The sequence below is a fragment of the Bradyrhizobium sp. SZCCHNR1051 genome (assembly GCF_032489615.1).
Classification (GTDB): Bacteria; Pseudomonadota; Alphaproteobacteria; order Rhizobiales; family Xanthobacteraceae; genus Bradyrhizobium.
In genome coordinates this window covers 25,390-52,273 of sequence record NZ_JAUEYJ010000026.1, presented here as the reverse complement: position 1 = coordinate 52,273, position 26,884 = coordinate 25,390, and the positions used below count along the sequence as shown (strand labels likewise).

At 64.8% G+C, this 26,884-nt stretch carries 23 protein-coding genes and 1 tRNA gene; 10 read left to right on the top strand and 14 right to left on the bottom strand.

Annotation, left to right across the window (positions count from 1 at the left end; translation table 11 throughout):
* Nucleotides 1-133: 133 nt before the first annotated feature.
* Nucleotides 134-1,402: a DUF892 family protein gene (locus QW868_RS28085; protein ID WP_316162910.1), complete on the top strand. Its 1,269-nt coding sequence runs from the start codon at nt 134-136 to the stop codon at nt 1,400-1,402.
* A 422-nt stretch (nt 1,403-1,824) separates the two neighbouring features.
* On the opposite strand, the gene QW868_RS28080 is transcribed toward QW868_RS28085, so the two are convergent.
* Together QW868_RS28080 and QW868_RS28075 are read right to left on the bottom strand one after the other, a co-directional pair.
* Entirely contained in the window at nt 1,825-2,082 is a 258-nt protein-coding gene (locus QW868_RS28080) for a hypothetical protein (RefSeq protein WP_315740867.1), read from the bottom strand.
* Nucleotides 2,083-2,369: 287 nt separating this feature from the next.
* Complete coding sequence (locus tag QW868_RS28075; RefSeq protein ID WP_316162911.1) at nt 2,370-2,753, bottom strand: hypothetical protein; 384 nt, start codon at nt 2,751-2,753, stop codon at nt 2,370-2,372.
* Between the two features lie 313 nt (nt 2,754-3,066).
* On the opposite strand from QW868_RS28075, the gene QW868_RS28070 reads away from it, so the two are divergent.
* The gene (locus QW868_RS28070; RefSeq protein WP_316162912.1) at nt 3,067-3,759 is read left to right on the top strand and encodes a phytanoyl-CoA dioxygenase family protein; all 693 of its coding nucleotides are present in this window, start codon (nt 3,067-3,069) and stop codon (nt 3,757-3,759) included.
* A 104-nt stretch (nt 3,760-3,863) separates the two neighbouring features.
* Here QW868_RS28070 and QW868_RS28065 read toward each other — a convergent pair whose 3' ends face one another.
* Nucleotides 3,864-4,157 (bottom strand): HdeA/HdeB family chaperone, encoded by a 294-nt coding sequence (locus QW868_RS28065; RefSeq protein ID WP_315772939.1) that lies wholly within the window; start codon nt 4,155-4,157, stop codon nt 3,864-3,866.
* A gap of 315 nt (nt 4,158-4,472) precedes the next feature.
* Between QW868_RS28065 and QW868_RS28060 the strand changes: the two genes are divergently transcribed.
* Nucleotides 4,473-4,877: a nuclear transport factor 2 family protein gene (locus tag QW868_RS28060; RefSeq protein WP_316162913.1), complete on the top strand. Its 405-nt coding sequence runs from the start codon at nt 4,473-4,475 to the stop codon at nt 4,875-4,877.
* 877 nt (nt 4,878-5,754) lie between these two features.
* The gene (locus tag QW868_RS28055; RefSeq protein WP_315798036.1) at nt 5,755-7,101 is read left to right on the top strand and encodes an IS4 family transposase; all 1,347 of its coding nucleotides are present in this window, start codon (nt 5,755-5,757) and stop codon (nt 7,099-7,101) included.
* Between the two features lie 219 nt (nt 7,102-7,320).
* Here QW868_RS28055 and QW868_RS28050 read toward each other — a convergent pair whose 3' ends face one another.
* A complete protein-coding gene (locus tag QW868_RS28050) occupies nt 7,321-9,099 on the bottom strand; it encodes an acyl-CoA dehydrogenase (RefSeq protein WP_316232041.1) in 1,779 nt (592 codons plus the stop codon).
* Between the two features lie 288 nt (nt 9,100-9,387).
* Between QW868_RS28050 and QW868_RS28045 the strand changes: the two genes are divergently transcribed.
* Nucleotides 9,388-9,462, top strand: a tRNA-Gln gene (locus QW868_RS28045).
* A gap of 243 nt (nt 9,463-9,705) precedes the next feature.
* Here the strand turns inward: QW868_RS28045 and QW868_RS28040 are convergent.
* Nucleotides 9,706-10,707 (bottom strand): UDP-glucuronic acid decarboxylase family protein, encoded by a 1,002-nt coding sequence (locus QW868_RS28040; RefSeq protein WP_315741074.1) that lies wholly within the window; start codon nt 10,705-10,707, stop codon nt 9,706-9,708.
* 173 nt (nt 10,708-10,880) lie between these two features.
* On the opposite strand from QW868_RS28040, the gene QW868_RS28035 reads away from it, so the two are divergent.
* Complete coding sequence (locus QW868_RS28035) at nt 10,881-11,963, top strand: glycosyltransferase family protein (protein ID WP_316232040.1); 1,083 nt, start codon at nt 10,881-10,883, stop codon at nt 11,961-11,963.
* Here the strand turns inward: QW868_RS28035 and QW868_RS28030 are convergent.
* Together QW868_RS28030 and QW868_RS28025 are read right to left on the bottom strand one after the other, a co-directional pair.
* Complete coding sequence (locus QW868_RS28030; RefSeq protein ID WP_316232039.1) at nt 11,908-13,041, bottom strand: glycosyltransferase; 1,134 nt, start codon at nt 13,039-13,041, stop codon at nt 11,908-11,910. The two genes, QW868_RS28035 and QW868_RS28030, sit on opposite strands and share 56 nt — an antisense overlap.
* Nucleotides 13,038-14,180 carry a glycosyltransferase gene (locus QW868_RS28025; protein WP_316232038.1) on the bottom strand — a complete coding sequence of 381 codons (1,143 nt, stop codon included), beginning with the start codon at nt 14,178-14,180 and terminating at the stop codon, nt 13,038-13,040. The genes QW868_RS28030 and QW868_RS28025 overlap by 4 nt, the downstream gene beginning before the upstream one ends.
* 353 nt (nt 14,181-14,533) lie before the next feature.
* Here QW868_RS28025 and QW868_RS28020 point away from each other — a divergent pair, with 353 nt between their 5' ends.
* From QW868_RS28020 to QW868_RS28005, 4 genes are all read left to right on the top strand, one after another.
* Nucleotides 14,534-15,787, top strand: coding sequence for an LptF/LptG family permease (locus tag QW868_RS28020; RefSeq protein ID WP_316232037.1), 1,254 nt, complete (start codon nt 14,534-14,536; stop codon nt 15,785-15,787).
* A 44-nt stretch (nt 15,788-15,831) separates the two neighbouring features.
* Nucleotides 15,832-17,037: a pyridoxal phosphate-dependent aminotransferase family protein gene (locus tag QW868_RS28015; protein WP_316232036.1), complete on the top strand. Its 1,206-nt coding sequence runs from the start codon at nt 15,832-15,834 to the stop codon at nt 17,035-17,037.
* A gap of 76 nt (nt 17,038-17,113) precedes the next feature.
* A complete protein-coding gene (locus QW868_RS28010) occupies nt 17,114-18,331 on the top strand; it encodes a radical SAM protein (RefSeq protein ID WP_315776281.1) in 1,218 nt (405 codons plus the stop codon).
* A gap of 171 nt (nt 18,332-18,502) precedes the next feature.
* Nucleotides 18,503-20,002 (top strand): B12-binding domain-containing radical SAM protein, encoded by a 1,500-nt coding sequence (locus QW868_RS28005; RefSeq protein WP_316232035.1) that lies wholly within the window; start codon nt 18,503-18,505, stop codon nt 20,000-20,002.
* A 39-nt stretch (nt 20,003-20,041) separates the two neighbouring features.
* Here QW868_RS28005 and QW868_RS28000 read toward each other — a convergent pair whose 3' ends face one another.
* Genes QW868_RS28000 through QW868_RS27970 form a run of 7 tightly spaced genes read right to left on the bottom strand, consistent with a single transcriptional unit; the run spans nt 20,042 to nt 26,737 of the window.
* A complete protein-coding gene (locus QW868_RS28000) occupies nt 20,042-21,160 on the bottom strand; it encodes a glycosyltransferase (protein WP_316232070.1) in 1,119 nt (372 codons plus the stop codon).
* A gap of 27 nt (nt 21,161-21,187) precedes the next feature.
* Entirely contained in the window at nt 21,188-21,982 is a 795-nt protein-coding gene (locus QW868_RS27995; RefSeq protein ID WP_316232034.1) for an SDR family NAD(P)-dependent oxidoreductase, read from the bottom strand.
* Between the two features lie 12 nt (nt 21,983-21,994).
* Entirely contained in the window at nt 21,995-22,945 is a 951-nt protein-coding gene (locus tag QW868_RS27990) for a MaoC family dehydratase (protein WP_316232033.1), read from the bottom strand.
* Nucleotides 22,851-24,065, bottom strand: a complete 1,215-nt coding sequence (locus tag QW868_RS27985) for a beta-ketoacyl-[acyl-carrier-protein] synthase family protein (protein ID WP_315717187.1) — start codon at nt 24,063-24,065, stop codon at nt 22,851-22,853. The genes QW868_RS27990 and QW868_RS27985 overlap by 95 nt, the downstream gene beginning before the upstream one ends.
* A 1-nt stretch (nt 24,066) precedes the next feature.
* On the bottom strand, nt 24,067-24,348 hold the full coding sequence (locus tag QW868_RS27980) for an acyl carrier protein (RefSeq protein WP_315776286.1): 282 nt from the start codon (nt 24,346-24,348) through the stop codon (nt 24,067-24,069).
* A 53-nt stretch (nt 24,349-24,401) separates the two neighbouring features.
* Nucleotides 24,402-25,685 (bottom strand): hypothetical protein, encoded by a 1,284-nt coding sequence (locus tag QW868_RS27975; protein ID WP_316232032.1) that lies wholly within the window; start codon nt 25,683-25,685, stop codon nt 24,402-24,404.
* Nucleotides 25,598-26,737 carry a glycosyltransferase gene (locus QW868_RS27970; protein WP_316232031.1) on the bottom strand — a complete coding sequence of 380 codons (1,140 nt, stop codon included), beginning with the start codon at nt 26,735-26,737 and terminating at the stop codon, nt 25,598-25,600. Before QW868_RS27970 ends, QW868_RS27975 begins: the two co-directional genes overlap by 88 nt.
* Nucleotides 26,738-26,884: the final 147 nt, after the last annotated feature.

The following is a 26,884-nucleotide window of genomic DNA, read 5'->3' as shown; positions in this document are numbered from 1 at the left end:
TGCGACAGTGTGCATAAGAAGCGGCCGGCGCAGGCAGCCGGCGCTCGGGTTCCGGGGCGAGAGGTAAGGAACAACCGTGTGGTCGGGCCGTTCGGACATGACTGCGTCCCCTCCAACGCTCCGAGGTCCCCCGATGTATCACCACGTCAAGAAGCTGATGTTCACCGTTCGTGTCGACGAGCCCGATCCGCGCTTCGGCAACATGCTGCTCGAGCAGTTCGGCGGCGCCAATGGCGAGCTCGCCGCCGCCATGCAGTACTCGATCCAGGGCCTCAACTGCGAGGATCCCGACCGCAAGGACCTGTTGATGGACATCGGCACCGAGGAGCTCAGCCATCTCGAGGTCGTCGGCACCCTGGCGCGTCTGCATCTGAAGCCGTCGAAGTTCGATCGCGAGGCCGCCGAGGCCGATCCCTTGATCGCGATTGCCGGCGGTGGCGGTGTGAACCTGTTCAACTCGCAAGGCAATGCCTGGACCGCCGATTATCTGAAGATCACCGGCGAGCTCGACGTTGACCTGCGCAGCAACATCGCCGCCGAGGCGCGCGCCAAGATCGTCTACGAGCGGCTGATCAACTTCACCGACGATGCCGGCACCAAGGACGCGCTGCAGTTCCTGATGACGCGCGAGATCACCCACATGAAGGCGTTCGCGCTGGCGCTCGAGAGCATGGGCAAGCCGGCCTTCAGCATCGGCCGCCTCGCGCCGACGCCGGGCCTGGTCGACCAGTTCTTCAACGATTCCACGGGCTCCGGCGATCATGGCGAGATCGATACCCGCGGCCCCTGGAACGAGGGTGGCGACTGGGTCTTCACGGAGTCGCCGGCGATCCAAGCCGGTGAGCCCGGCGCGGCGTCGTCGATCGTCACCGAAAGCTCGCCGCCGGCCGACGAATCCGGCCTGAGCGATCTGCTGATGGACGAGCTGCGCGACATTCTCCATGCCGAGAAGCAGATCACCAAGGCGCTGCCGAAGATGGCCGAGGCCGCGCGCTTCGACCAGCTGCGCGAATTGTTCGAGCAGCATCTGGTCGAGACCGAAGCGCAGATCGAGCGCATCAACGAATGCTTCGAGCTGCTCGGCAAGACGCCGCGGGCAAAGCCCTGCAAGGGCATGATGGGCCTCATCGAGGAGGGCCAGGAGATCATGACCCAGGCCGAGGACAAGGAGGACGCCGCCGCCGATCTCGCGCTGATCGGCGCCGCGCAGCGCGTCGAGCACTACGAGATGTCGGGCTACACGACCGCGCGCAATCTCGCCTCCCAGCTCCGCCACAGCGCCGTCGTCGCGCTGCTGTCGAAGTCGCTGGCCGAGGAGGAGAATGCCGATCAGCTCCTCAACCAGGTCGGGCGCTCCTTGATGTCGGTCGCCAAGATGCCGGCCGCGATCGAGCAGGCGTGAGGCGGGGAGCGGGACCTGCGCGGCGCTTGCGCCATGCAGGCCGCCGTGGCGCGCAGACGCCACCGTGGAGCGCAGCGCAGACATTGCGTCACAACAACTGTCATCGCCCGCGCAGGCGGGCGATCGAGTACTCCGAAACGGTCGACTTCAGTCGAGACGCCGCGGCGTACTGGATACCCCGCCTGCGCGGGGTATGATGACCATTTTCAGGGCGCCGCGTGTGCCCTGAAGGATGGGTCGAGCGTCACGCCTTCGGCCGATATGCTCTGCATCTTGCGAGCGCTGCTCTCTCCCCAGCCGTCATCCCTGGCATTCACGCGCGAACGGCGCAGCCGTTCGACGCAGCGCGCGGGAGCCCGGAATCCATAACCACAGGCGATCATGGCCGGACGAGAGCCATCCCTTGCGAATCTTTCGCCCGCTTACTCCGTATAGCTGTGCACCCGCTCCGCCCTGCGGAAATGGTTCGTCGACAGGCAGCGCCGCGCCCGGCTGATCTGCGCATCGGTGGCGCCGCGGCTGCGAGCATACATCTCGGCCACCTCGGCCGTGTATTTCTCCACGTAGTAGCGCACCTCCGAGCAGGACATCCGGGTCTCAGGACCGGCCTCGTTGGCCGCCTGTACCTCGGACCCCATCGCCAGGATCAGAATCCCCGCACCGATCACACCCCGCAACATCGACATCCTCCCCATTGTCGCAGCTGCCTGCTAACAGGCGTGACTCGGAGCGAGGGCGCAAATTAACAATGACACGCGCGTGACATCGTCAGCGCAGTGTGGCTTCGCGGTGTCACCGGACGTGACGGTTGAGCATCGCCTGCAACCGTCGCCGGGCGGAATGGCCTGTCCCCGTGCCGCCCTGACAGTGTTGAGAGATCGAACGGTTCCGGCTTCGGAACCTACGCCTCCGGTCGAGACGGCATCATCAGCCCTGAGCGAAGGCGTGTCGCGCGTCCTGCGAGGCCTCAGGTCGTCACGGTCGTGCTCGCCGTGCCCGCGCTGCCCGAGACGCCGTTGCTCGCGGCGCTGTTGGTCGCGCCTTGCGCGTTGTAGGTCTGCGCGCCCTTGCTGCTGCCGTCCGAGCTGGCGGCAGTCTTGGTCACCTCGGTCGAACCGTCGGAATAGGTGATCGTCGTGGTGGTGACGCCGTCGAGCGTGATCGAGACCTCGCTGACGACGGTCTTGCCCGACGACGAGCCGCCGCTGCCGGAGGAGCTTTCCGACGTGCTGTCAGCCGAGCTCGTGGCCGACGAGGATGACGTCGCAGACGTCGCCGAAGTGGATGATGTGGCCGAGGTGGTCTGCGACGAAGGCGCCGCGAGGGGCGTCGTGACGGAGCTGATCGACATGGGACTCTCGCATGAAGAAAGGGCAGGTGCCGCACGGGGCGCGGCACGCTTCTTCAACGCAGCCTCCGCGCCAAGCTGGCGCAATGAGTTGCGTCTGAGTGTGTCCGGATGCTGCGGTCTTCATGCGGGGTCATCGAAACTTGCGGCCAGCCGCGCCGTCCGCGGTATAGTCTTCTGTCGCAGGGTGGCACACCGAGACGTTGCGGATCACCTTCGCGCCTCTCTTGCTCTCCCGGCGCAAGTTCGGACTGATGGCGAAGAGCGGGGAGAGTGATTGCCAAGCGCCGGCGCCGCGCTCTAGTCTCCCTCACGCATGACCGTCGCACTCTCTCCCCAGCAAGCCTCACTCGTCGCGGAAACGGGTGCGCTGCACATCGCGGCCGCGCTCGATGCGTCCGCCCTGCGCGCTCTCTTCGAGGCGCTGTCCGGCCACGCACCGGAGCAGGCGGGCAGCCGGCTGCACGGCGTCGCGGCGCTCAGGCCGTTCCTCGCCAATGCCGGACCGGTCGGCGCCGCCGGCGCCGCGGTTCTCGGTGACGCCACTCGCCCGGTGCGGGCGGTCTATTTCGACAAGACGGCCGCGTCGAACTGGGCCGTGCCCTGGCATCAGGACCGCACCATCGTCGTCCGCGAGCGCATCGATGTCACCGGGTTCGGGCCCTGGACCATCAAGGGGGGCCTACAACACGTCGCGCCGCCCTATGAGGTGCTCGCGCGCATGGTCACCCTGCGCGTCCATCTCGACGTCGTGCCGGACGGCAACGCGCCGCTGCTGATCGCTCCAGGCTCGCACCGCCTCGGTCGCATTTCGGAAGGCGATGTGGCCGCGACGGTCGCGCGCTGTGGCACGGCGACGTGCTGCGCCGACGTCGGTGACATCTGGCTCTACGCGACGCCGATCCTGCACGCTTCGGAGCCCTCAACCCAGCCCGGCCATCGCCGGGTGCTGCAGATCGATTTTGCCGCGGACGAACTGCCGGGCGGGCTGGAGTGGCTCGGGGTCTAGACGAAGAGAGGGGCCGAGCAGCCGCAAAGTCACCTGCGGTGGCGTGCGTGCGGAAAGCGTGTTCATTCGCCTGCGCGCTGACGATCCGCAGCCATCCTATTTGCCTATTTGCCGAGGATCTTCTCCGCCGCGGTGACGATGCTGACCGTCGGATGCTCGGCGCAGTACTTGCCGAACTTCTTGGCGTTCTCGAGGAACACCTCGGTGTCGAAGATCGCCTCGTCCTGGTCGCCCTTGTACCAGCCGTCGAGCCAGATCAGCACCATCTTGATACCGTCGTCGCCGCTTTCGACGAACTGCTTGCAGCTCATGGTGGAGAGATCGAGAACGACGGCCGACGCCGGCGCGGACGACAGCATCAGGGCCGCGGCAAACAACGTCGCAACGACAGATTTCATATTCTTGCTCCGAATGGATTTGGTGAAAAACAACGAACTATGCAGAGGCTTCGCGAATGAGGAGCCGAACTGCGTGACCACGGTCGAGCCGGCACCTGAGCAGATAGAACTGGCTGGATCGATGGCGGAAGTCAAGAACGGCAGCGGCTTCAATCAGAGGAAGCGCGGCGGGCTACGCCTTCGGCTAGCTGGCCCATGCTCGCTCCATCTCTCCGAGGTAAGCGAGCACAGTTGAAGGCGAAGTTTTCGATTGACTCAATTGCAAGTAGATCAATGACCAGCTAAGGTCTTCGTGCTGAACTTTGGGAGGTGCCGATGGAAAATCGCGAAGTACTCCTCGAGCAGGTCAGGCGCGCATACAAGGCGCGCGACACGGGGTCGTTGGACGACCTGATGGCAGAGTGTCATCCGGACGTGGTGTTCACACTGGCTGGCGACCGGAACGCCACCAAAATGTTGGGGTGCATGTGTGGTCACCCCCAAGTCAAGGAGGGCTTGGCCAAGCTCATCGATACGTTCGAGTTCGCGCAGCGAAATATCCTGACCGAACTGGTGGACAACGATCGCGTGGCCGTGCGTTCCCGCCTCACCGTGCGAAGCTGTCCGACGAATATGACGCGGGAAACCGAGATACTCGACCTCTTCAGAATTCAGGATGGGAAGATCGTCGAACTAATAGAGTTCGCCGACACGGCGCTCATCCAGACGATGGCGTCGTAAGCCGGTTGAGCGCTACGTGGCGACCACCAGAGCGGCTCGCACTGCGACCTGCGTGGTGCGGCGTCGGATCATTGTCCCGGAAGTGAACATTATCCCGGAAGTGAATGGCTGACTGGGGCAGGGCTTGAACTTTATCGGCAGTCGACCTGGTTCCTTCCGGTTTGCCGGAGCGCAGGGAAGCGCGCTTCCGACCCGTCGGCCAAATCAGCTCGGTCGGGCCAACTCCTGTCAAGTCGTTCTGAAAAACATAAATCGCTTTGCGGCTTGCCCAAATCAGCATTATGGTTCGCGCATCCCGTTGCACGGTAGGGGACGGTTCGCGGTCGTCACGGACGTTGGCAGCGGGATGCGGTGGACGCGGGCGGCGCAGTGCTGTTGGCACGGACGAACGTTAGCCTGCGGACGGTGAAGGCGCGTGGTTCCGATACTCCGATGCTAGTATCCAGCGCAATGCGCGAGAAGCGCATTGTCGCGACATGGTGGCCAGAAAGCCCGGTGCACCAGGAAGAGCGCGCTATAGCCCGTTAAAACCATCGCGCGGGGAAGGCCGGGTGTTCTCGGCCAGACCTGTGGTGACTGCCGCCTGCTTTTTTTCTGCAGGCGGGCCACGGGCGCGGCCAGCGCCCGGCCTTCCCTGCGCCCTCCACTCGGTGAGGGCGGGTTTCGAGAGCATAGCTCGGGCGCGGAATGCGTCGCGAGGACGCGGATGCTCATCTCATCGCGACAGGCTGTTCGGATAGATGTTTGAGATGCGGATCAATGAAGCGGCGAACTCGGGACACCCTCCCCCTTGCGGGCTACGGGATGCCCGAAAGCGATTCCAAGCGATTTCTGGATGTGATTCAAAGTTTTCGACCGGTTCGGTGGAGAGCTTTGAATGTCATTTGGCGATATTCGAGTTGCGGAGCGGGCTGACTGGCTGATCGAACGGGTGGCGACAGCAGGCACGCTGGTCTTGCGGAAGTTGGGGGAGACGCGAGCCGGCGAGAAGGCCATTCACCGATTTCTGTCCTCGCACCACGTCTCGGTCGATCGGATCGTCGAGACGCTGGCGGCTCGGACTGCGGCTCAATGCGTGGGACGGCGTATTCTGGCGATCCAGGACACGAGCGAGATCAATTTCTCCGGCCGTGACAAGAAGCGGCGCGGCTTCGGTCCTGGCGGGGACGGAAAAACACCCGGCTTCTTCATCCATCCCGTGATTGCCCTCGACGTCGAGAGCGAGGCGGTGTTGGGACTTGTCGACGCGGAAATCTGGACGCGCTCAGCCGGACGAGTTCCGGCTCGCCGCAAGCGAGCGATCGAGGATAAGGAGTCGATACGCTGGCTGTATGGCTGTCAGGCGGCTGCCGGCGTCTTATCGGAGGCGGCCAGCGTCACGATGGTCGCCGATCGCGAAAGCGACATCTACCCGTTGTTTACGCGTAAGCCGGAAGGGCTCGATCTGATCGTGCGTGCTGCGCAAGATCGCTGCCTGTCCGATGGCAAAATGCTGTTTGCAGCGCTTGCCGAGACGAAGGTGCTGAAAACAAGCCTCGTCAAGGTGGCGCCGCGCGGCCCCGGCGATAAAGGGCGCGGGGCGACCGTCGAGCTTCGCGCCGGAAGCGTGTCTCTTGCCCGGCCACAGAGCCTGAAACGATCAGAGGCCTGCGATGCCACCGAAATGACTTTGATTCAGGCGCGTGAGATCGATGCGCCCGCCGGCAAAACACCGTTGTTGTGGCATCTGCTCACGACCCATTCCGTTGCCAGCGCGGCAGATGCCGAACAGATCGTGCAACTCTATCGATTGCGCTGGCGCATCGAACAGGTCTTCCGTGCTCTCAAGAGCGATGGCTTGGCTCTCGACGACAGTCAGGTCATCGATGCCGATCGCATGTTCAATCTCGCGGCGATCGGGCTTGCTGGCGCTATCCGGACCATCCAGCTTGTCGACGCCAGAGACGGCAGTCCCCGTCCCATGAGCGACGTGATCGACCCGGCCTTCAGACCAGCTCTGGGGCACCTATCAAAAACGCTCGAAGGCAAGACCGCGCGGCAGCAGAACCCACATCCTCCCGATTCCCTCGCGTTCGTCGCATGGATCGCGGCACGCCTCGGCGGCTGGAATTGCTACGGTAAACCACCAGGGCCAAAGACAATGCGAGACGGCTGGGATCGTCTCGCTGCAATGCTTGAAGGCTATCTACTTGCAACCCAAAGCATAAAACCGGGAATCCCGTAGCCCTGGAGGGGGAGGGTCGATCGCGCGCGTAGCGCGAGATCGGGGTGGGGTGATCTCTCCGTTGGCACAAGCATCCGCGGACAGATCACCCCACCCCGCCTCACGCGTCGCTGCGCGCCCCGCGAGGCGACCCTCCCCCTCCAGGGGAGGGTGGGAGCCCGGCAGCGAGCTTTGGTGCGGGAGGCTGAACTCGCTGGTCTGGGTCGCGACGCTCGCCGCTCACGCCACCAGCACGGCCTCCGCCGCGAGCACGGCGTCGGCGCCGTCGGTGACGGTCTTTTCCAGGGACGGGGCCTGCACCGCGAAGGTCTCGGCGAAGAACCGGGCGAGCGCGACGTGACGCGCCCCCTCGGTCTCGTTCTCGCTGCGCGCGGCCAGCGCCTCGTTGGCCAGCATGCAGCCGCCGAGCGCCGAGCCGAACAGGCGCAGGTAAGGCGTGGCGCCGGCGAGCGCATCGTTCGGCGCGGTCCCGAGCTTGTCCAGCAGCCAGCGGCTGGAGCGGTCGAGCGCGCCCAGCGCCTCGCGCAGCTTGGCGCCAGTGGTGCCGAAGGCCGGATCGTTCGAGGCCTCGACGCGGCGGACGATCTCGGTGAGCTCGTCGAGCAGCTTGAACACCGAGGCGCCGCCGTTCGAACCGAGCTTGCGCGTCACCAGGTCGATCGCCTGGATGCCGTTGGTGCCCTCGTAGATCGCGGTGATGCGGGCGTCGCGATAATGCTGCGCGGCGCCGGTCTCCTCGATGAAGCCCATGCCGCCATGGATCTGCACGCCGAGATAGGCGACCTCGTTGCCGATGTCGGTGGAGAACGCCTTTGCGATCGGCGTCAGCAGCGCGCCGCGCGCGGCGGCTTCAGTGCGCACCGCCGGATCCTTGGCGCGCACGGACACGTCGAGTGCGACGGCGGTCGCGTAGCAGATCGAGCGAGACGCGGCGGTGAGGACGCGCATCTGCATCAGCATGCGCTTGACGTCGGGATGGGCGATGATCGCGTCCGAGCCGGCGCCCTTAGCTCCCACCGCGCGGCCCTGTTTGCGCTCCTGCGCGTAGGCCAGCGCCTGCTGATAGGCGCGATCGGCGACGCCGACACCTTCGAGGCCGACGCCGAGCCGCGCCTGGTTCATCATCGTGAACATGCAGCGCATGCCGGCGTTTTCTTCGCCAATAAGATAGCCGATGGCGCCGCCGTGATCGCCCATCGTCATGGTGCAGGTCGGCGAGGCGTGCATGCCGAGCTTGTGCTCGATGCCGGAGGCATAGATGTCGTTGCGGGCGCCGAGCGAGCCATCGGCGTTGACGAGGAATTTCGGGATCAGGAACAGCGAGATGCCCCTGGTGCCGGCCGGCGCGTCCGGCAGCCGCGCGAGCACGAAATGCACGATGTTGTCGGTCATGTCGTGGTCGCCATAGGTGATGAAGATCTTGGCTCCGGTGATGCGGTAGGTGCCATCCGCGGCGCGCTCGGCGCGGGTGCGCAAGGCGCCGACGTCGGAGCCGGCCTGCGGCTCGGTGAGCTGCATCGTTCCGGTCCATTCGCCGGAGATCAGCTTGCCGAGATAGATGTCCTTCAGCTCCTTGCTGCCGTGGGCGTCGAGCGCCTCGATGGCCGACAAGGTCAGCAGCGGGCACAGGCCGAAGGCGACGTTGGCCGCGCTCCAGATCTCGGTGCAGGCGGCGTTGATGGCGAGCGGCAGGCCCTGGCCGCCATGCGCCTCGGGACCGGACACCGCGTTCCAGCCGGCCTCGGTCCAGCGCTTGTAGGCGTCCGGCCAGCCGGGCGCGGTGGTGACCTTCTTATCGGCGAGCTTGACGCCGTTCCTGTCGCCGATGTGGTTGAGCGGGGCGAGCACGTCGCTCGCGAATTTGCCGGCTTCCTCGAGCACGGCCGCGGTGATGTCGGGGTCGAAATCGCCGTAATGGCCGGCCTCGACCGCCGCCTTCAGCCCGGCGCCGTGGTTGAGGGCGAGCAGCATGTCGTTGAGCGGGGCGCGATAGGTCATGGCGTGTCCTCGGGGCTCGATGTGGCCGGTTTGGCCGCCGTCATCCCATGAAACCGGCCGGGTCTCAACTTTTTCGCGTGGCGCTGCGGCCGGGCGCCGCGGCGGCTTCCAACGAGCAGGATAAGGGCTTGCCGGCATTGACGAATTGGCCTGGGCGGCGGATCACCGGAGGGGCCTGCAAAATTCCTGCGGCGGCGCGGTTGAAATGGGCGGGCGCGCTCTGTAGACCACGGGCGCCGACCCGGAATCGCATGGCGCCCGCGCGCCACGCCGATCCGCCGGGCCTGATGGGGCGTAGCCAAGCGGTAAGGCAGCGGATTTTGATTCCGCCATTCGGAGGTTCGATCCCTCCCGCCCCAGCCAGATTTCTTCGCGATTTTGTTGTTCTGAAACTCTCAGGCGTGCCAGGAGTCTGGCCCTCCGAAGGCGGTTGCTGCGAAAAGATTGCCCTGCAATCTCATGATGCCCGCTTGTTTCTGGCAGCCAATTTACTTGGACCTGAGCGAGAGTCTGTGCTCCGCCCAGCCCGTCTTGCCACTTCTCGCGCAGGCATCAGACGCTGGCGAGCGAGATTCCGTCGACCGATCCACACCGAGGCCCGTCACCTCAATCCGGGTCGTCCAGCAGGGATCGGCGGACAGCATCCTCGGAGAGGAGCCGGTCGAAATAGGCGATGGTCCTGGTCAGGCCTTCGGTAAGGCCAATCCTCGGCTGCCACGACAGGACAGCTTCGGCGCACGCAATGTCGGGCCGTCGCCGACATGGATCATCCACCGGTCGCTTCCCGCATACGATGGCAGACCGCGAATTGCACAAGTCGATGATGGTCCTGGCGAGTTCCTGGATCGAGATCTCGGCGGGGTTGCCGAGATTGACCGGTCCGGTCACATCGTCGGGTGTCGCGGCGAGGCGGACGAGCGCATCGACCATGTCGTCGACATAGCAGAACGATCGCGTCTGCGATCCGTTGCCATACAGGGTGATCGGCTTGCCGAGCAGCGCCTGGACGATGAAGTTCGAGACGACGCGCCCGTCGTGGGGGTGCATGCGAGGCCCGTAGGTATTGAAGATTCTGGCCACCTTGATCTGTAATCGGTGCTGGCGCCAATAGTCGAAGAACAGCGTCTCGGCGCAGCGCTTACCTTCATCATAACAGGACCGCGGACCGATCGGATTGACGTTGCCCCAATAGTCCTCCGTCTGTGGGTGCTTCTCCGGGTCGCCGTAGACTTCCGAGGTCGACGCCTGAAGGATCATGGCCTTGAGCCGTTTCGCCAGCCCTAGCATGTTGATGGCGCCGTGAACGCTGGTCTTGGTCGTCTGCACGGGATCGTGCTGGTAATGGACCGGCGAGGCGGGGCAGGCGAGGTTGTAGATGCTGTCGACCTCGACATAGAGAGGAAACGTCACGTCGTGCCGAAGCAGCTCGAAATTCCTATCGTCGAGAAGGGGCTCGATATTGCGGCGTGTGCCGGTGAAGAAATTGTCGACGCAGACGACCTGATGGCCGTCGGAAATCAGTCGCTCGCACAGATGCGAACCGATGAAGCCGGCGCCGCCCGTAACCAAACTGTTCTCGCTGATTCGCCTGGACGCTCTTCTCGACACGATCCTTGCTCGTTAGAATGTTCGGCAACCAATAACAACCATAAGATGAGTCGAAGGGCAAGGCGACGGTCCTGCGGGACTGTCGGCACAAGGAATGAACCGGCCGATGGTGAATTGTCTTTCGCGGCGCTGGCCGCCGCTTCACCCGCCTGCCGGCGCGTCGGTCTGAATTCATGGCGCGCATTCTCTATGGCGTGCATGGGACCGGCCGGGGGCACGCGATCCGCGCCTTGACCCTGGCTCAGCATTATTCCCAGCACGACTTCCTGTTCGTCTGTCATGGAGAAGCGGCGCGCCTGCTCGGGGGCCAATTCCGGGTATTCGAGTGTCCCAATCCGGTTACGCCCGTGGGCTCGCATCGGGTCGATGCTCCGGCGGCGTTGCTGCGTACCGCGGCGACACTCAGCAATGGCGCACATTGGCGCCGCCGGGTCGAGCAGGCGGCCGAGGCCTTCGTCCCGGACTTTGCCATGACCGACTACGAGTTCTTCGTGCCGCGGGTGGCGCGCAGGATGGGAGTGGCCTGCCTGTCGCTCGACAACCAGCATGTCATCACCATGGGACGGATCGCATGCCCTCTGGGCCAGATGTCGAGCCGGTTAGCGACGGCTGCGGCGGTCCGGCTTCTGTTCAGTTCGGCCGATCAGTACCTCGTCTGCAATTTCTTCGACGTTCCCGCGCGGGCGTCGAGCCCCTGGCTTCGGCAACTGCCGCCGCTGCTGCGGCGCGACGTCGTTGCGCGCCGGCCGACGACGGGTGACCACGTCGTCGCCTATCAGGGCTATCCCACGTTCCCGGCCTTCGTCGAGCATCTCGCCACGCTTGGCCGGCCTGTCCGCGTCTACGGCCTGGGCGAGCGCTGCAGCCTGGGTCGCGTCGACTTCAAGGCATTCGACGAGCAATCGTTTCTCGATGATCTGGCGTCCTGCGCCTTCGTCGTCTGCGGCGGTGGCCATACGCTCATCTCCGAGGCGCTGCATCTCGGCAAGCCGGTGTTATCGATTCCGGTCCGTGGCGCCTTCGAACAGTTTCTCAACGCGCACTATCTGGAGCGGCTCGGTTACGGCATGCGTGCCGATCTGGCGACTTTCTCGTCGCGGATCCTGCACGAATTCGAGGTGCGGCTGGAGAGCTATCGCGCCCGGATCGGTCACGGAGATTTCTGCGGCAACGATGCGGCCTTTGCTGCGATCGACGCGTTCATCGACGGCCGTTGGCGCCGCTCCCCGCGCTCCGGGCCTCGAGCACGGACTTGAACAGCGTTTCGTAGGCTTCGACCACGCGATCCGAGCCGTATTGCGACAGCGCGCGGATCGCGCCCGTCGCGGCAACGCGGGCCCGTTCCTCGGGATGGGCTATGACGTGGCCGATGAGCTCGGCGAGCGCGTCGGGATTGCCGGGCGGCACCAGCCAGCCGTCGACGCCGGAGGTGATCAGGCTGCGAAGCCCATCGACCGGCGAGGTAATCACCGGTTTGCCCATGGCCATGGCCTCGAGGACCGCGAGCGGCAGACCCTCGAAATAAGTCGGATGAACGAAGATATCCATCGCGGCGATCCAGTCGCGAACGTTGCCGCGGTCGCCGGCGAAGACCACGTGATCGGCGATGCCGAGCGCGCGCGCCTGCTCCATGAGTTGCGCGCGATCGGGTCCGTCGCCGACCAGCCAGAGGCGAACGTCCGAACACGCCAGCTTTGCGAACGCCTCGAGGAGATCGGGGTGGGCCTTCTGTGGGTGCAACCGTGCGACCATGCCGAGGATGGTTGTGGCGCTGCCGCCATGGTCCCGACGCAGGGCGGATGCTGCAACAGAACGGTCACGGTCGTCCGCATCGACCCCGTTCGGAATGACCTGAACCTGGTCGCGCCGGACACCTTCATGCGCGAGCGAGAAGGGAACGATTTCGGCGCTCTGGAAGGCCACGCGGTCGGCCCAGGCCGCGGTCTTGCGATCGAACCACAATTGCAGCCGCGGCTTGTCCGCGTAGCGGGCGGTCACAGTCGAGACAATCGGGGCGATGCCGGCGACGCGGGCGGCGGTACGTCCGATCAAATCGCCCCACGGGAGTTCGGTGTGGACGAGATCCGGCCGGCGCCGCCGCAATTCCGCGGCGAGGTGCCAAAGACCGATCAGGCCGTACAGGCGCGGCCGCCCGATGATCTCGACGCTGGCTCCGGCGGCGCGCATGGCAGCGACGACCTCTTCGTTGAATATCTCGTTGAGGCAAATGATGTGCTGGATGTGGCCGCGCGCCGTGAGGCCGGCCACCACGCTGCGCAGCATGGTTTGAGCTCCGCCGCGATCGAGATTGTCGAGGATATGAACGATCTTCATCGCAACGGGGCTCCCACGCGCAGTGCCGCGTCCTTCAGGCCGTCGCGATACAATGTCGCGTAGGCATCCGCCATGCCATCCAGTGAGAAATGCTCGCGAACGTGCCGCAAGCCTGCCTGGCCGATGTCGGCTGCCCGGGCGGGATCCGCCAGGATATCCATCATGCAGCGTGCAAGAGCGTCGGCGTCGCCCGGTCTGACCATCCAGCCGGTCTTGCCGTGGATCACCAGTTCGCGGATGGCGTCGACATCGGAAGCGACCACCGGCCGGCTCGCGGCCATGGCCTCCATCAGTGCATTGGGCATGCCTTCCCACAAAGAGGGAAGCGCGAAGAGATCGACGGCATCGAGGATGTCGCGCACGTCGCGCCGGGTGCCCGCGAAGCGGACGAACGTCGTTATCCCGAGCTCGTCAGCTTCGCGCTCCAAGGCTGCTCGACACTCACCGTCGCCGACGAGCCACAGAACCGCGCTGGGGTAGCGTTCGCGAACGAGACGGAAGGCGCGCAACAGATATTGTTGTCCCTTGGACGGATGGAGGCGGGCGACGGTCGCGAGCACGGTCGCTTCCGCGGACGTCTGCAGTTCCCTGCGCACGTCGCCGGGTGGCCGGCGCGCCGTCGTGATCGAAACGCCATTGGGAATGTAGACGACCTGGCCTGCGCGTATACCCTCGTGGCGGATCGCAAACGGCACCGCCTCGCGGTCGTTGAAGACGACCGCCCTGGCCAAGTGTGCGGTGCGGCGATCAAGCCACCTCTGCCAGCTTGGTTTGTCGACGTTCCGGCCACGGATGGTAGAAAAGACCGCCGGTACCCCCGTCAGCCATGCCAGCAAGCGGCCGATCATGTCGGAGGTCGGCAGCGCCGTCTGCACGACCTGTGCCGGCCAGGTCCGGAGCTCCTGCGCCAGGCGCAGCAATCCGGGTCCTGCCCACAGACGGCCTTCGCCGATGATTTGAACTTCGGCGTAAGGCGCCAGACGTTCGAGGATTTCGGGATGTGCGATTGCACGCATGCCGTAGACGCGCACTGCGAAACCGCGCGCGGCCAGCGCCGGCACCAGGAGAGTCAGCCAGTTCTGGGTCCCGCCGACACCAAGATCGTCGATGAAAATCGCGAGATTGATGAGCTTCTGCATTGCTGCTCAGTGAGCCTACGCTTCGTGACGACAGTACCGCGTCGGTCGGTTCCGTCGGCGGTTGGTCGGGGCGTCCACACGGCGGGGTCGGATGGCTGTGGACGTGGAAAATTGTCCAAAGACGTCATTGCCGCGAACCATTGACCGTATTCGGCCGCTGCCCGCAAGAGCGGCGCGAAATGTGGACGGCCGGCGGCGTTTTCATGACATGCTCGCCAAGATAGTATAATTTTCGTATGTCTAGTGTCGGCGGTAAGAGACAGTCGCCGGCAATACGGCTTTGGGGGCCGTGGTGGGAACGATTCCTAGGAAGGACCGTCCCCCCGGAGTGGAACTGCTGCCAGGGGCGAAGCGTGCTAGTTGGGGTCATTGACAGATATCTGACACGGCAGATTTTGCTTGCTTCGGCCGTCGCCGTTGCGGCTGTCGTCGCGCCGGTGATTCTGATCTCTCTGATCAGCCATCTGGGCGAAGAGGCGCTCTATACCAGCTTGGTGTGGCCCGCGCTCGCCAGCACGGGGCCGATGATCCTCTTCCATGTTCTCCCGGCGTTGGTTGCGATCGCGATCGTCTGGTCCTACGGCAGGTTTGCAGCAGATGGGATCCTGATCGTGATCTATTCGAGCGGTCGCTCGACCTTCGCTGCGCGGTTGCCGGGTTTTGCCGTCGCGTTCGCCGCGGTGGCGCTCGGCTATTTGCTGACCTGTTGGGTCGTTCCGCTAACCTCAGGGCATCTCCACGACGTGCTGTTCTCGCTGCGGCGCGGGGTAAATCCGGCGTTGCTCAAGGTCGGCGTTTTCAATCAGTTCGATCATGGTCGTCAGGTCTTCTATTTCAGGAACTATATCAAGGGCAACGAGCTTGCCGATGTCTTCATCCGGCAGGCGATGTCCGACGGCGAGGAGCGGGTCTTCAAAGCTCGTTTCGCGGTGTTCGAAAGGCAGGGGGACGAAAGCGGCTTAGTGCTGCTCGACGGGACCGTTCAGAGCTTGCGGAACGGACAGTCGGAGGTCAGGGGCGTCGCCTATGCTCGTATATTCGTACCACTGAACGAATATGGCTTCGGAGGCGTCAAGCGTGACTATACGATCATCGACGAAGTGCCCCTGCGGGACTTCCTCGATGGCCGCTCCAAGGCCATGGCCGACCCGGGGACGGCGCGCGAATGGATTCATGAGGCTCTCAACCGCCTGGGAATCCCGCTTCTCGCGCTCCTCCACACCTGGCTCGGCCTCGAACTGCTTCCCGTCTGGCGCAGCTTCGGCGACCGCCGAGGTCCGCGTGCCTTGCTCGTCTGCGCCGCGATCGGGGCGCTGCATTTCTTCATGGTGCTCACCATCGAGCAGACGCTGGTGGACTTGCGGACGACATGGGCGGTCGGCGGGCTCTTTCTGGCCGAGTTGGCGCTGGCACTCATCCTCGCCCTCAGGCGCCGCGGCGGGGCGATGGCCGCACCGTCCGCCACGCCCGCCGTTTCGATGCGGCTCGGAATGACCGGCGTGCCGGCGCTGCACGCCGGACTAGCTTTGTGGGACGGGGGCGCCGCCGTTCTTGCCAATGGACCGCACGATCAATTGCCGAACGCGATCGCGCCGCCGTGTCCTTGACAGGTAGTTCGGGCGACTCATCGATTACTTGGACGGATCGGCTTATGGACAACGGCGGAAACGGGATATTGGCGCGTGCAGATCGCCTCGGCAACTCGCTGGAGAGGCTGGCCGATTCGCGAACCAACCCGCTGAGCATCGTCGTCGATGATGTCGTGGACACCGTCACCGCTATGGTCGCAGGCCGCCGAACGTTGATGTTCGGTACCAACAGCTATCTTGGGCTCAACTTCAATCCGGCGTGCATCGAGGCCTCGGTCGAGGCTGCGCGACACTACGGGACGGGCTCCACGGCTTCGCGGGTCGCTGCAGGCAATCACCGTCTCCACGTGATGCTCGAGGAGGACATCGCGACCCTCTATGGTCGGCGCGACGCGGTGATTTTCAGCACGGGATTCATGGCCAATCTGGGCGTGACTTCGGCGCTCGCCCGCAAGGGCGACATGATTTTTGTCGATGCCCATTGCCACGCCAGCATCTTCGATGCCTGTCGGTTGAGTGGCGCCCAGGTGGAGAGCTTCGCTCACAATGACCGCAGCGATCTCGACAGCCGATTTGCGCGCAGCAACGTTCCCGGACCGCAGACATTGGTGATCTGCGAGGGGCTCTACAGCGTTCGAGGCGACCTTGGCGAGCTCAAGGGGCTGACGACCGTCGCGCGGCGCCATGGAGCGGTGGTCATCGTCGACGAGGCCCATTCGCTCGGCATCTATGGGCGCTACGGCCGCGGCATCGCGGAACATCTCGGCGTCGAAGCCAATGTCGATGTGATCGTCGGCACCTTCAGCAAGAGCCTTGGCGGAATCGGTGGTTACGCCGTGAGCGATTCGAGTGCGTTGCGCGCGCTGCGCTTCATGAGCAGGCCGTATCTCTACACCGCATCGCTCCCGCCTCCGATCGTGGCGGCGGCGCGGCGGGCGCTTCACCTCATCGGAGGGGAGCCGAAATTGCGGGACGACCTCTGGCGCAACGCGCGAGCCATGCATGACGGCCTCGCCGGGATCGGCGTCCGGCCTTGCGCGGACCCCGGCCCCGTGGGGAGCATCCGGATGCCTGGGTTGGCCGCTGGCTATGAATTCTGGAAGGCACTGCTCGATCGCGGCATCTACGTCAATCTGCTGGTGCCGCCGGCGACACCCGACGGAGACGTGGTGTTGCGCTTCAGCGTCTCCGCTGCCCACACGCCGGATCAGATCCGGGCGGCGGTCGACGCCGTGGCCGAGGTGTCGAAGTTGGTGAAGCTGGCTTGATTGGAAGATGATGCTGGCGCCGCACGGCGTCGCGGCTTCGGATCGGGCTTGATGGGACGACGACGGTCGGGAAGTCATGGCAAAGACGAGCAGCCTGGGGATACTAACTGCGGCGCGCTACGCGCGACGAGTCCTTCCGCATCCATGGATCGCAACCAAGCTGATCCAGATGGAGGCTGACAAGCGGATTTTCAGCAAGTTCCGGATCAGTCGTGCGGAAGGCGAGGCCGGCAGGATTCGCCAAGCGAGCTTCCGTCTGACCGACCGCTGCAATCTGCGCTGCCATACCTGTGGCCAGTGGGGCGACAATGGCTATCTGCTCAACTCCAGCCTCCGGCATCTGAAGGAGCGCGAGATCCCGACCGGTCGCTATCTCGAATTGCTGCACGACCTCGTCGACCATGGTCATGGCCCGCTGGTCTACTTCTGGGGCGGCGAGCCGATGCTCTATGACGGCATCCTCGACCTGATCGAGGGCGCTACCGAACTCGGGCTGCCGGTGAGCATCGCGACCAACGGTACGCGGGTGGCTGCCTCCGCCGAACGGCTGGCCAAGGCGCCGCTCTTCCTGTTGCAGGTGTCGGTCGACGGTCATCGCGCTGACCTGCACAATGCGCTGCGACCGGCCGCGGGCGGCGGCGGCGATAATTTCCACGAGCTTTGCCGCGGGCTGGATGCGGTCGCCGAGGCGCGGGCGAAGCATGGCCGCGGGCTGCCCTTCATCGCCGCCTTGACCGTGATCTCGCAGGCCAACTGCAAGCATCTGGTCGACATCTACGATGCCTTTCGGGACAAGGTCGATCTGTTTGTCTTCTATCTGTCATGGTGGATCGACCAGGGTAACGCGGAGGCGCACGAGAAGGATTTCTTTCGCCGCTTCGGCTTCTATCCGACCCGCCACCACGGCTGGGTCGGAAACTGGAAGCCCAGCAGCACGGAGGCGCTGGACGATCAGCTACAGGCGGTGATGGAACGATCGTCCGGCTGGTCATCGCCTGCGGTCGCGTTGATTCCGCCGATCTCCGGCTCTGACAAGCTGACGACGTATTACACCGATCACCAGGAGCACTTCGGCTATGACGAATGTGCGGCGATCTTCCAGGCGGTCGAGATCAACAGCAACGGCGATGTCTCGCCGTGCCGCGACTACCACGACTACGTCGTCGGCAACGTCAAGACGTCGACGATCACCGAATTATGGAATTCCGAGCCATACAGGAAGTTCCGGGCGAGCATCGGTCGCGACGGGCTCATGCCCGTCTGCGCCCGCTGTTGCGGTCTGATGGGATACTGAGCGGCTGCGGTCGGCAGGATCTGGAGGGAGTTCATGGCAGCGACACGATGCAACGTCCTCCTCGTCTATCCTCGTTTCGATCTGACGTCGTTCTGGAGCCTGACGACGACGTGCCGGATCGCCGGCAAGCGGCGCATGGAGCCTCCGCTCGGCCTGATCACCGTCGCGGCGATGCTGCCGAAGGAATGGTCGGTCCGCCTTATCGACCGCAATGCGGAGGAGGTCGGCGAATCCGATCTCGCCTGGGCCGACATGGTCATGACCGGGGGCATGATCCCGCAGCGGGCCGATACGCTGCGCCTGATCGAACTCGGTCAATCCCGCGGCAAGCCGGTCGTCGTCGGCGGGCCGGACATCACCTCCAGTCCGGATGCCTACGGTCATGCGGACTTTCGCATGCCGGGTGAGGTCGAGGCGACGATGGCTGCCTTCATAGAGTCCTGGAATGCGGGCGAGCGCCGTGGGCTGTTCGAGGCGGAGAAATTCACCGTCGATGTGACCAGGAGTCCGCCCCCGCGTTTCGACCTTCTCAAGCTCGACCATTATCTGGCTTTGTCCGTCCAGTTTTCGCGGGGCTGTCCGTTCATCTGCGAGTTCTGCGACATCATCGAGCTCTACGGACGGGTGCCGCGCGCCAAGACCATTGAACAGTTGCTCGGTGAGCTGGAGAGCCTCTACCGGCTCGGTTATCGCGGCCATGTCGATTTCGTCGACGACAATCTGATCGGCAACAAGAAGGCGGTGAAGCAGTTTCTGCCGTATCTCTGTGCCTGGCAAAAGGCGCACGGCTATCCCTTCACGTTCAGCACGCAGGCCTCGATCAACCTCGCCGACGACGACGTCCTCCTGCACTTGATGCGCGACGCGAATTTCGGGGCGGTCTTCATTGGGATCGAAAGCCCCAACGAGGACGCGCTGCTGTCCACCCAGAAGAAGCAGAATATGCGGCGCAATCTCGCCGACTGCGTCCACAAGGTCTACCGTGCCGGAATGTTCGTGACCGCAGGTTTCGTGGTTGGGTTCGACAACGAACACGAGCGGATCGCCGACGAGATGGTCTCCTGCATCGAAACGGCCGGGCTGCCGATCTGTATGGTCGGCCTGCTGACCGCGCTGCCGCAGACCCAGCTCTCGCGACGACTCGAACGCGAGGGGCGGCTGAACCCTGACGTCGATTTCAGCTTCGTCAGCAGCGCCGATGGCGGCGATCAATGCACCGAGGGCCTCAATTTCCGAACCGCCCGGGCGCGGCGCGACGTGTTGGGCGACTACCGCTCGATATTGGAACGGGTCAATCGGCCTGCGGCCTTCTTCGGCCGGATCCGGGCGGTCGCCCGCCTGCTGGTCCCGGCTCGCATCAATGCCTCGGTGCCCTGGCGGGTGGTTTTGAACGATGCGGCGACGGTCGTGCGCCTGCTCTGGTTCGTGGCCGCGCGGCGGCCGGACCTCCTGAGCGGATTCCTTGCGACCATCGCCGAATGCGCAATCCGCAATCCGAGGGCGCTCAAACAGGTGGTCTCGCTATTTCTACTCTACCTCCATGTTGGGCCGTTCTCCAAAGAGGTGATCGCAAGCCTGAACCGGCAGATCGGATCAATCGATGCCGGCCTTGCGCGGCGGCATGAACCGCCGGTGGCGATCGGTCAGGCGGCGGTCCGATCGGGCCTCTGATCAGGCGGTCTTGTCAGGCGGTCTTGTCAGGTGGTCTAGTCAGGTGGTCTTGGCGGGAACGTCGAACGGCAGTCCGGCCCAGGTCACGCGGCGGTCGAGCAGCGCCTTCAGCCACATCACGGGAAGCAGGACTTCCCGGCACAATCCAGAGAGTGGGGACATCCAGGACCAGCCCCAGCCTTTGGCCGCGAAGAAGGTGACGTCGAGCAAGACCCAGCCGAGCAGGGTCGCGCCCGCCATCAGCCACCATGGCATTCCGAAGGCTGCAGCGCCCACGGCGCCGCACAGGGCCGTGAAAGCGCCGCTGACCAGCGGCTCGCCGCAGAAGGCAAGCGGCGCCTGGATTCGACGAATGACCATCCAGCGCTGGTGGCGGTCCCAGACTTCGCTGAACGGCCTCCGGCCGATCGGCTGACGGATCTCCTTGGCGGCGAACACCGTTCGCAGGCCGAGGCGTGCCAGCCCTTGCGACAGCGCGTGATCGTCGCCGAAGGCCGAAGCCATCAATCCGATGCCGCCCGCCCGCGTCAGATCTCGGCGGTCGAACAGCATGACCTTGCCGAAGCCGACGTTTGCGCCGGCGACGGACAGTGCCAGCGTCAGCGGAGCGGCCTGCCCATTGAGGAATGCCCGCTCGAGTTCGGCGGCGAATCCGGTCGGGGCGACGGCAACCGGGATCGCGCAGACGAGGCCGACGCCGGCGGTCAGGTTCGTCATCAGATCGGCGAGTTGGTCGGGGCTCAGTAGAATGTTCGAATCCTTGATCAGGATCAGGTCGTGTTGCGCCGCTGCGATGGCCGGCGCGAGATTACTGACTTTCGGGTTCGGAGTGATGCGCTTGTTTCCTGTCAGGATCCGCGCGCCGGCCGCCGGGAATTGCGCAGCGACCTGCCGGGCGATCTCGATCATCGGCGAGCGGTCTTCCGCGGCGGCGACCAGAATCTCGCTTTGCGGATAGACTTGCGCGAAGGCCGACGTGAAGGCCGCTTCGGCTTCGAACTCCAGCCGGCGGATTGGGATCACGATCGAGACCGGCGGTCGATCATGTCGCGTAGCCAACCTGTGCCGTAAGCGAGGGTGCGCCAATGCGGCAGAGATGGTCGTGATGCGAAGAGCGCAGGAGATCGCCCACCATGCCGCTGCGGCGACCGGGAGCATCGAGAGCGCGTCCATCGCCGGCGCCAGTCACTCGTTGTAGAGTTCGGTGCGCTCGGGCACGTCGACATGGACTGCGGCGAACGCAAGGTCGGTCAAGCGCCGCGGCAACAGGCGGGTCAAATGCAGACCGAAGGCCAGCAGGCGGGGGAATGCGATGACCGCATCGCCGCGCTCCAGCCGCCGCCGTATGATGGCGGCTGCACGGTCGGCGCTCATGATGAGGGGCTTCGGACAGACGGTGTCGCGGTTGAGCGCCGTGTCGACGAATCCAGGCGCAATGGTGCTGATGGTAACGCCCTGGGCGGCAAGAGTGGGACGAAGCGACTCGGCATAGGCGTGAAGGCCGGCCTTGCTGGCGCTGTATGCGGGACAGGAGGGCAGGCCGCGCAAGGCGCCGATCGACCCGATGACGGCGATCGTCCCGCGCCCGCGCATGCACATCCGCTCCGCCAGGGGATCGATGGTGTTGATGGCGCCGATCAGGTTGATTGCGATCACGTTGCGCACGACGGCCGGATCTTCCCGCAGCCGGCCGATGCCGAGCCCAGCGGTGACCCCGGCGCCGGCGATCGCGAGCCCGATCGGGGCGGCGTCGTCGATGGCGCGGATCCATCCCGCCATTCGATCGCGATCCCGGACATCGATTGATGCGGTCGTGACGGCTGCGCCGTTGGCCCGGCATTGTGCTGCCGTTTCTTCCAGGCGGCCCTCGTCCCGACCGGACAGCGCCATGTGGATCCCCGGCGCGGCATAGTTCATCGCGAGCGCGCGGCCGATGCCGCTGCTGGCTCCCGTGATGACGATCGAGCTGGGGGCGGACATGATGTGCGATCCTCAGCCGTCGTGGCGCGCCGCGATTTCAGCGACGCATGCTGCGTACCCCGCATCGGTCGAGACGATGACGCGCAGGATCAACTGCTCGGCGCGACCGCTACTCGGCACGTCCGATGGCATTCGCTTGACAACACGACCGGAGAAGAGGAGGCGGCTGCCAACTGGAACGGGCAACAGGAAATTGCCATGGATGCGATTGATCCGCAGTGCCGGTATCCAGTCGCGGAGCGCGCCTTCGATCTGCCCCATCGCCAGCATGCCGTGGATTATCAGGCCGTCGAGACCCGCGGCGCGAGCCGTCGCGGGATCGCTGTGGAGCGGATTGTCGTCGAGCGATGCCGCCGCGTAGCTCTCGGTCTGCGCGATGTCGATCGGCCCGGTCTCGATCACCGGAAAGCTCGAGTCCGGCATCGGGCGCGAGCGGAGTGCGGCGTCGCGTGCTGCGTCGGGACGAAACGTGCGCAACAGCGTGTCGAGCGTTGCGACGATCCGCCCTTCGGAATCGCACACGGTCCCGCGCAAGAGCGTCCGGTCCGTTGGGGTCCGCTCGCGACGGGCTTCGACTGCGAAGCCGTAGTCGCGATCGGGGCCGAGGCCTTCATGATAGGTGAAGGTCTGCGATTGCTGCACGACGATTTCATCGGTGAGCCCGAGCCTGCCGATCACGGTTGGTCGGATTGCGGGAAGGCTGAGCCAGCGGATCGGAAACGCAAACGGTACGGGGCCGAAGCGGCGCTGCAGCCCCAGCGCGGACACGAAGGCAGCGACGTCCGCCCTGTCAGCCCGGACCGCAATCGGACCGATGCTGACCTGATCCTGCGCGCTGTCCGGCCCGCTCACATCAGATCCCTCAGGGTCAATCCGCCCGCGCGACGGCGAGGCATGCGTTGACGCCTCCGAAGGCGAAGGAGTTCGAGATGGCGACGCGGATCGGCATTGCGCGCGCCGCATTGGCGACCGGGTCGATGCCGCATTTCGCATCGGCACCGAGCCAGTTGATGGTCGGCGGCGCAATGTTGTCGCGCATCGCCATGATGGTGATCGCCAGTTCGATCGCCCCGCCGGCGCCCAGTGCGTGGCCGTGGATCGGCTTCGTGGACGACACTGCGAGGCGGGGCAGCCGGTCGCTGAACACGCGCTGCAGCGCCTCGGCCTCGGCGATATCGTTGGCGACGGTGCCGGTGCCATGGGCGTTGACATAGTCGATATCGCCGGGCGTCAGCCCGGCGTCGGCGATCGCCTGTTCGATCGCGGACCGAGCGCCATTGGGGTCGGGACGAACGATGTCGAAAGCATCGCTCGACGTGCCATAGCCGACGATCTCGGCCAGCGGTTCGACGTTGCGTCGGCGCGCGGTCTCGAGTTTTTCGATCACCATGATGGCGGCGCCCTCGCCGAGCACCATGCCGTTGCGGCCGGTGGAGAAGGGCCGACAGGCATCCGGGGTCAGCACTCGCAGCAATTCCCAGGTGCGGATATTCAGCGCGGTCATCGACGATTCGCTGCCGCCAACGATCGCCCGCTCCACCGCGCCGGACCGGACCAGCGAGGTACCTACTCCGATCGCCTGGGCCGATGAGGCGCAGGCGCTCGTGATGGTGAAGGTCGGGCCAGTGCAGCCGTAGCGTATGCTCAGGTGCGAGGTGGCGGCGCTGCTCATGATGCGCGGAATGGCCAGCGGATTGAGACGGGACTTCGTCGCGTAGGCGCTGTAGCACTGCTCGTCGATGGTGGTGATGCCGCCGACGCCGGTTCCGAGAATCACGGCGGTCGTCGGCCCCTGGCGCTCCTCGCGCGCAAGGCCTGCCTGGGACAGGGCTTCGTCCGCAGCGACGATGGCAAGCTGCGCGTATCGGTCGCAGAACGGCAGAACCTTGGCCTCGACATAGCTCTCCGGGGCGAAGGATTTGATCTGCGCTGCGAGCTTGATCTGGTTCGAGCCCGGCCGCTCGAACTCGAGCGGTCCCACGGCGCTTTGTCCGTCGCGGGCTGCGCGCCAGAGGGCGTCAATGCCCTTGCCGGTCGCGCAAGCCGCGCCCATGCCAGTGACGACGACGCGAGGGCGCGACACGTCAGCTGCGCTCCACCAGAATGCGGGCTTCGATCTGTTGCACGAATCCGCTCAGGTCCTTGACGTCAGCGATGCCGCCGTCGATCGGCACATAGACGCCGAACTTCTCCTCGATCGCCATCAGGATCATGACGACGTCGATGGATTGGATCTCGAGACTCTCCAGCGTCGCATCGGGGGTCGTCTTGGCCGGGTCGATCTTCCCTTCGCTGACAATGACTTCAAGGATCTGGTCGGCCAGGGAGGCGGCAAGAGCGGCCTTTTCCACATTCGATTGGGTCAATCGTGCCTCCGATTGCGTGCCAAGTTGCGCTGCCTAGTTACGGCAACTTCAAGTCAGTCTACAATGCTCTTCTCGTAGACTCCATAGGTGTGGGACTGTCGCAATCCGATCCGGGTCAGGGATTGCGCCAGGGGGTTGTTGTCGAGAACCCACCCGGCTATTGCCCGGTCGATGCCCAGCGTCGATCCGCGCTTCCAGAGTTCCTCGACCATGACGGCCGCAATCGCTGCGCGGAGAGCGCTGCTGCGGTATTTCGAGGCCATGCCGAGTAGGACAATTCTGAAGGAACGGTACTTCGCGCGTTTGATGCGGATCAACAGCTTGAGCCAGCCGACGAGGCTCGGGACAGGCCCGAGCCCGGCGGCGACATCGAACAAGTTGGGAATCGCCAGCATGAATGCTGCGGGCTCGCCATCGACCTCGATGAAAAATCCAGCGTCCGAAAACAGCATCGGCTTGAATTGGGCCGTCAGTGCACGCACATCGGACTGCGTGGTCGGGGTGAAGCCCCAATTGTCCTGCCAACCATCATTGAAGATCTGCCTCGCCAGCTCCATGTCGGCGTCGAGGGCGTCGAGATGAATGTCGCGCGTGGTGATGCCGGCGTGACGTCGCATGGAGGAGAATCGTTCGAAACGACTCTCGGTGCCGACGTCCATTCTATTGTACTCGAAGCAGAGCAACTCTCGGACGAGCGCGTATCCGGCGTCGCGAACGCGACCATCGAGATAGTCGGGATGCCATGGGAACAGCGTCATCGGCGGCTCCTGTTGCCCTTCCAGGAGGAGGCCAGATTCGCCATTGATCGACAGCAGGAACGGTCCCCGAGCCACCTTGCGCCGCTGCCGACGCAGCCAAGCCTCCGCGGCCACGAACAGCGCGTTGACGACGTCGCCGTCGTCGATCGCGTCGAGACACCCGAACAGTCCGATGTCGGCCGCTTCCGGCCCGGTGGCAGCGTGATCGATCTGGGCCGAGATGCGTCCCTGCGGCCGACCATTCCGCATGGCGATCCAATAGGCTGCCTGCCCGTGCGTGAAGAATGAGTTGTGCCGGGGATCGAGCATCTGCCGCCGTTCGAAATCGAGCGGAGCGACGAAACCCGGCATCCCGTTGTAGATCACTCGCGGCAGGACGATGAAATCGTGTAGTTGCGCGCGGGTGTGGACCTGCTCGATCGTCAGCGGCGACGAGGTCGTGCGGCGATGCACCATGGTAGAAGAGAAGTGGCTGTTCTCGCCGGTTGCGGTCATGTGCGGTCTCGGGGCAAGGCAGCGGGATGGGTGCTGCCGGGGCGGTCGGGCCCTTCGGCCCCACCGCCGAGGAACCAAAGCCACTGGGCCGCGGTTCGAGCCGTATTGTAATGCGCGCGCATCTGGGCATGTCCCTGACGCGCAATGCGATCCAGCCGCACATCATCGTTCCAGATTTGCCGAATCGCGTCGCGCCATTGATCCGCGGTCTGTGCCGACGGCATGCCGCAGATCTCGCTGAAGGCGACAACATCCGGCGACCGGGCGTCGCCGATGGCCGGACATCCCCGGGCGAACAGGCCACGCATGCGGCCGGCAGACTTGAGATAGGAATCGGGAACTGACGGCCGCGCCGGGACGATGCCCAGCCGGGCCTGGGCTGCCAGCGCGCACAGCGCTTTGGGCGACCAGGCGGCGTAGCGGACTGGCAGAGCACCCCACCGTTCGCTCCGCTCCGGAAGGTTCGTGAGGATGACCAGTTCGGCATCGGTGTCGCGGCCGAGCGAAGCGAGCGCGTCCTTCAGGGCGACGAGACCATCGAGGCTTTCCCGCGTACCATGCCACAACAAGAGTGGCGGTCGTTGCGAGGGTGCCGCAGCGTCGAGCGCGGCGCCGCCGCTTTCGATGAGATCGAGCGTTTCGGTCTCCTCGATGAACCAGGTGCGGGAATGGGCAGTCCCTAAGAACGATGCGAATACCGGAGAGGAAACCGAGACGACATGAGCGAAGCGGTCGAGATTCGCCCAGACCCGGTCCGCGTCGTCGGGCTGCAGCAGGACGGTACGATGCGGTGAGCACAAGCCACGCGGCGGGACCGCCTTGAGGCAGAGCAGCCAATCCACCGGCGCTGTGGGGAGGCCTCCGGCATCGATCTGCCAAGGCAGACCGAGAGCTGCGACTTGACGGCGCAACTCCGGTACGACCCGATCGACATGGATGGCGGTGCTGGGCCACGGATTGGGTGTCCAGAAGTGAATGCGGAGTGGCGCGCGGCGCGGGTCGGGCGGCGGTTCCTCCGGGACAGGCACGAACCGGCCCTTTGTCCGTCCGCCGTGATGCGCCGCCAGCATGTGCCGGAAGCGAAGCTTGGCCGGCAGAAGCGGCGCCCAGCGGGGCAATGTGTTGTCCCAGATCAAGAAAGAATACCGGTACGAATTGTATTCAACGGTTCCGTCGTTCTTCTCTACCGTCCTTCGCCCCGGATTGATAGATATCGGACATCTTCAAGGTTGCAATTGCCATGGCCTGCTCGTTGATGTTTGATGGCATGGCCTTCGTCCGCA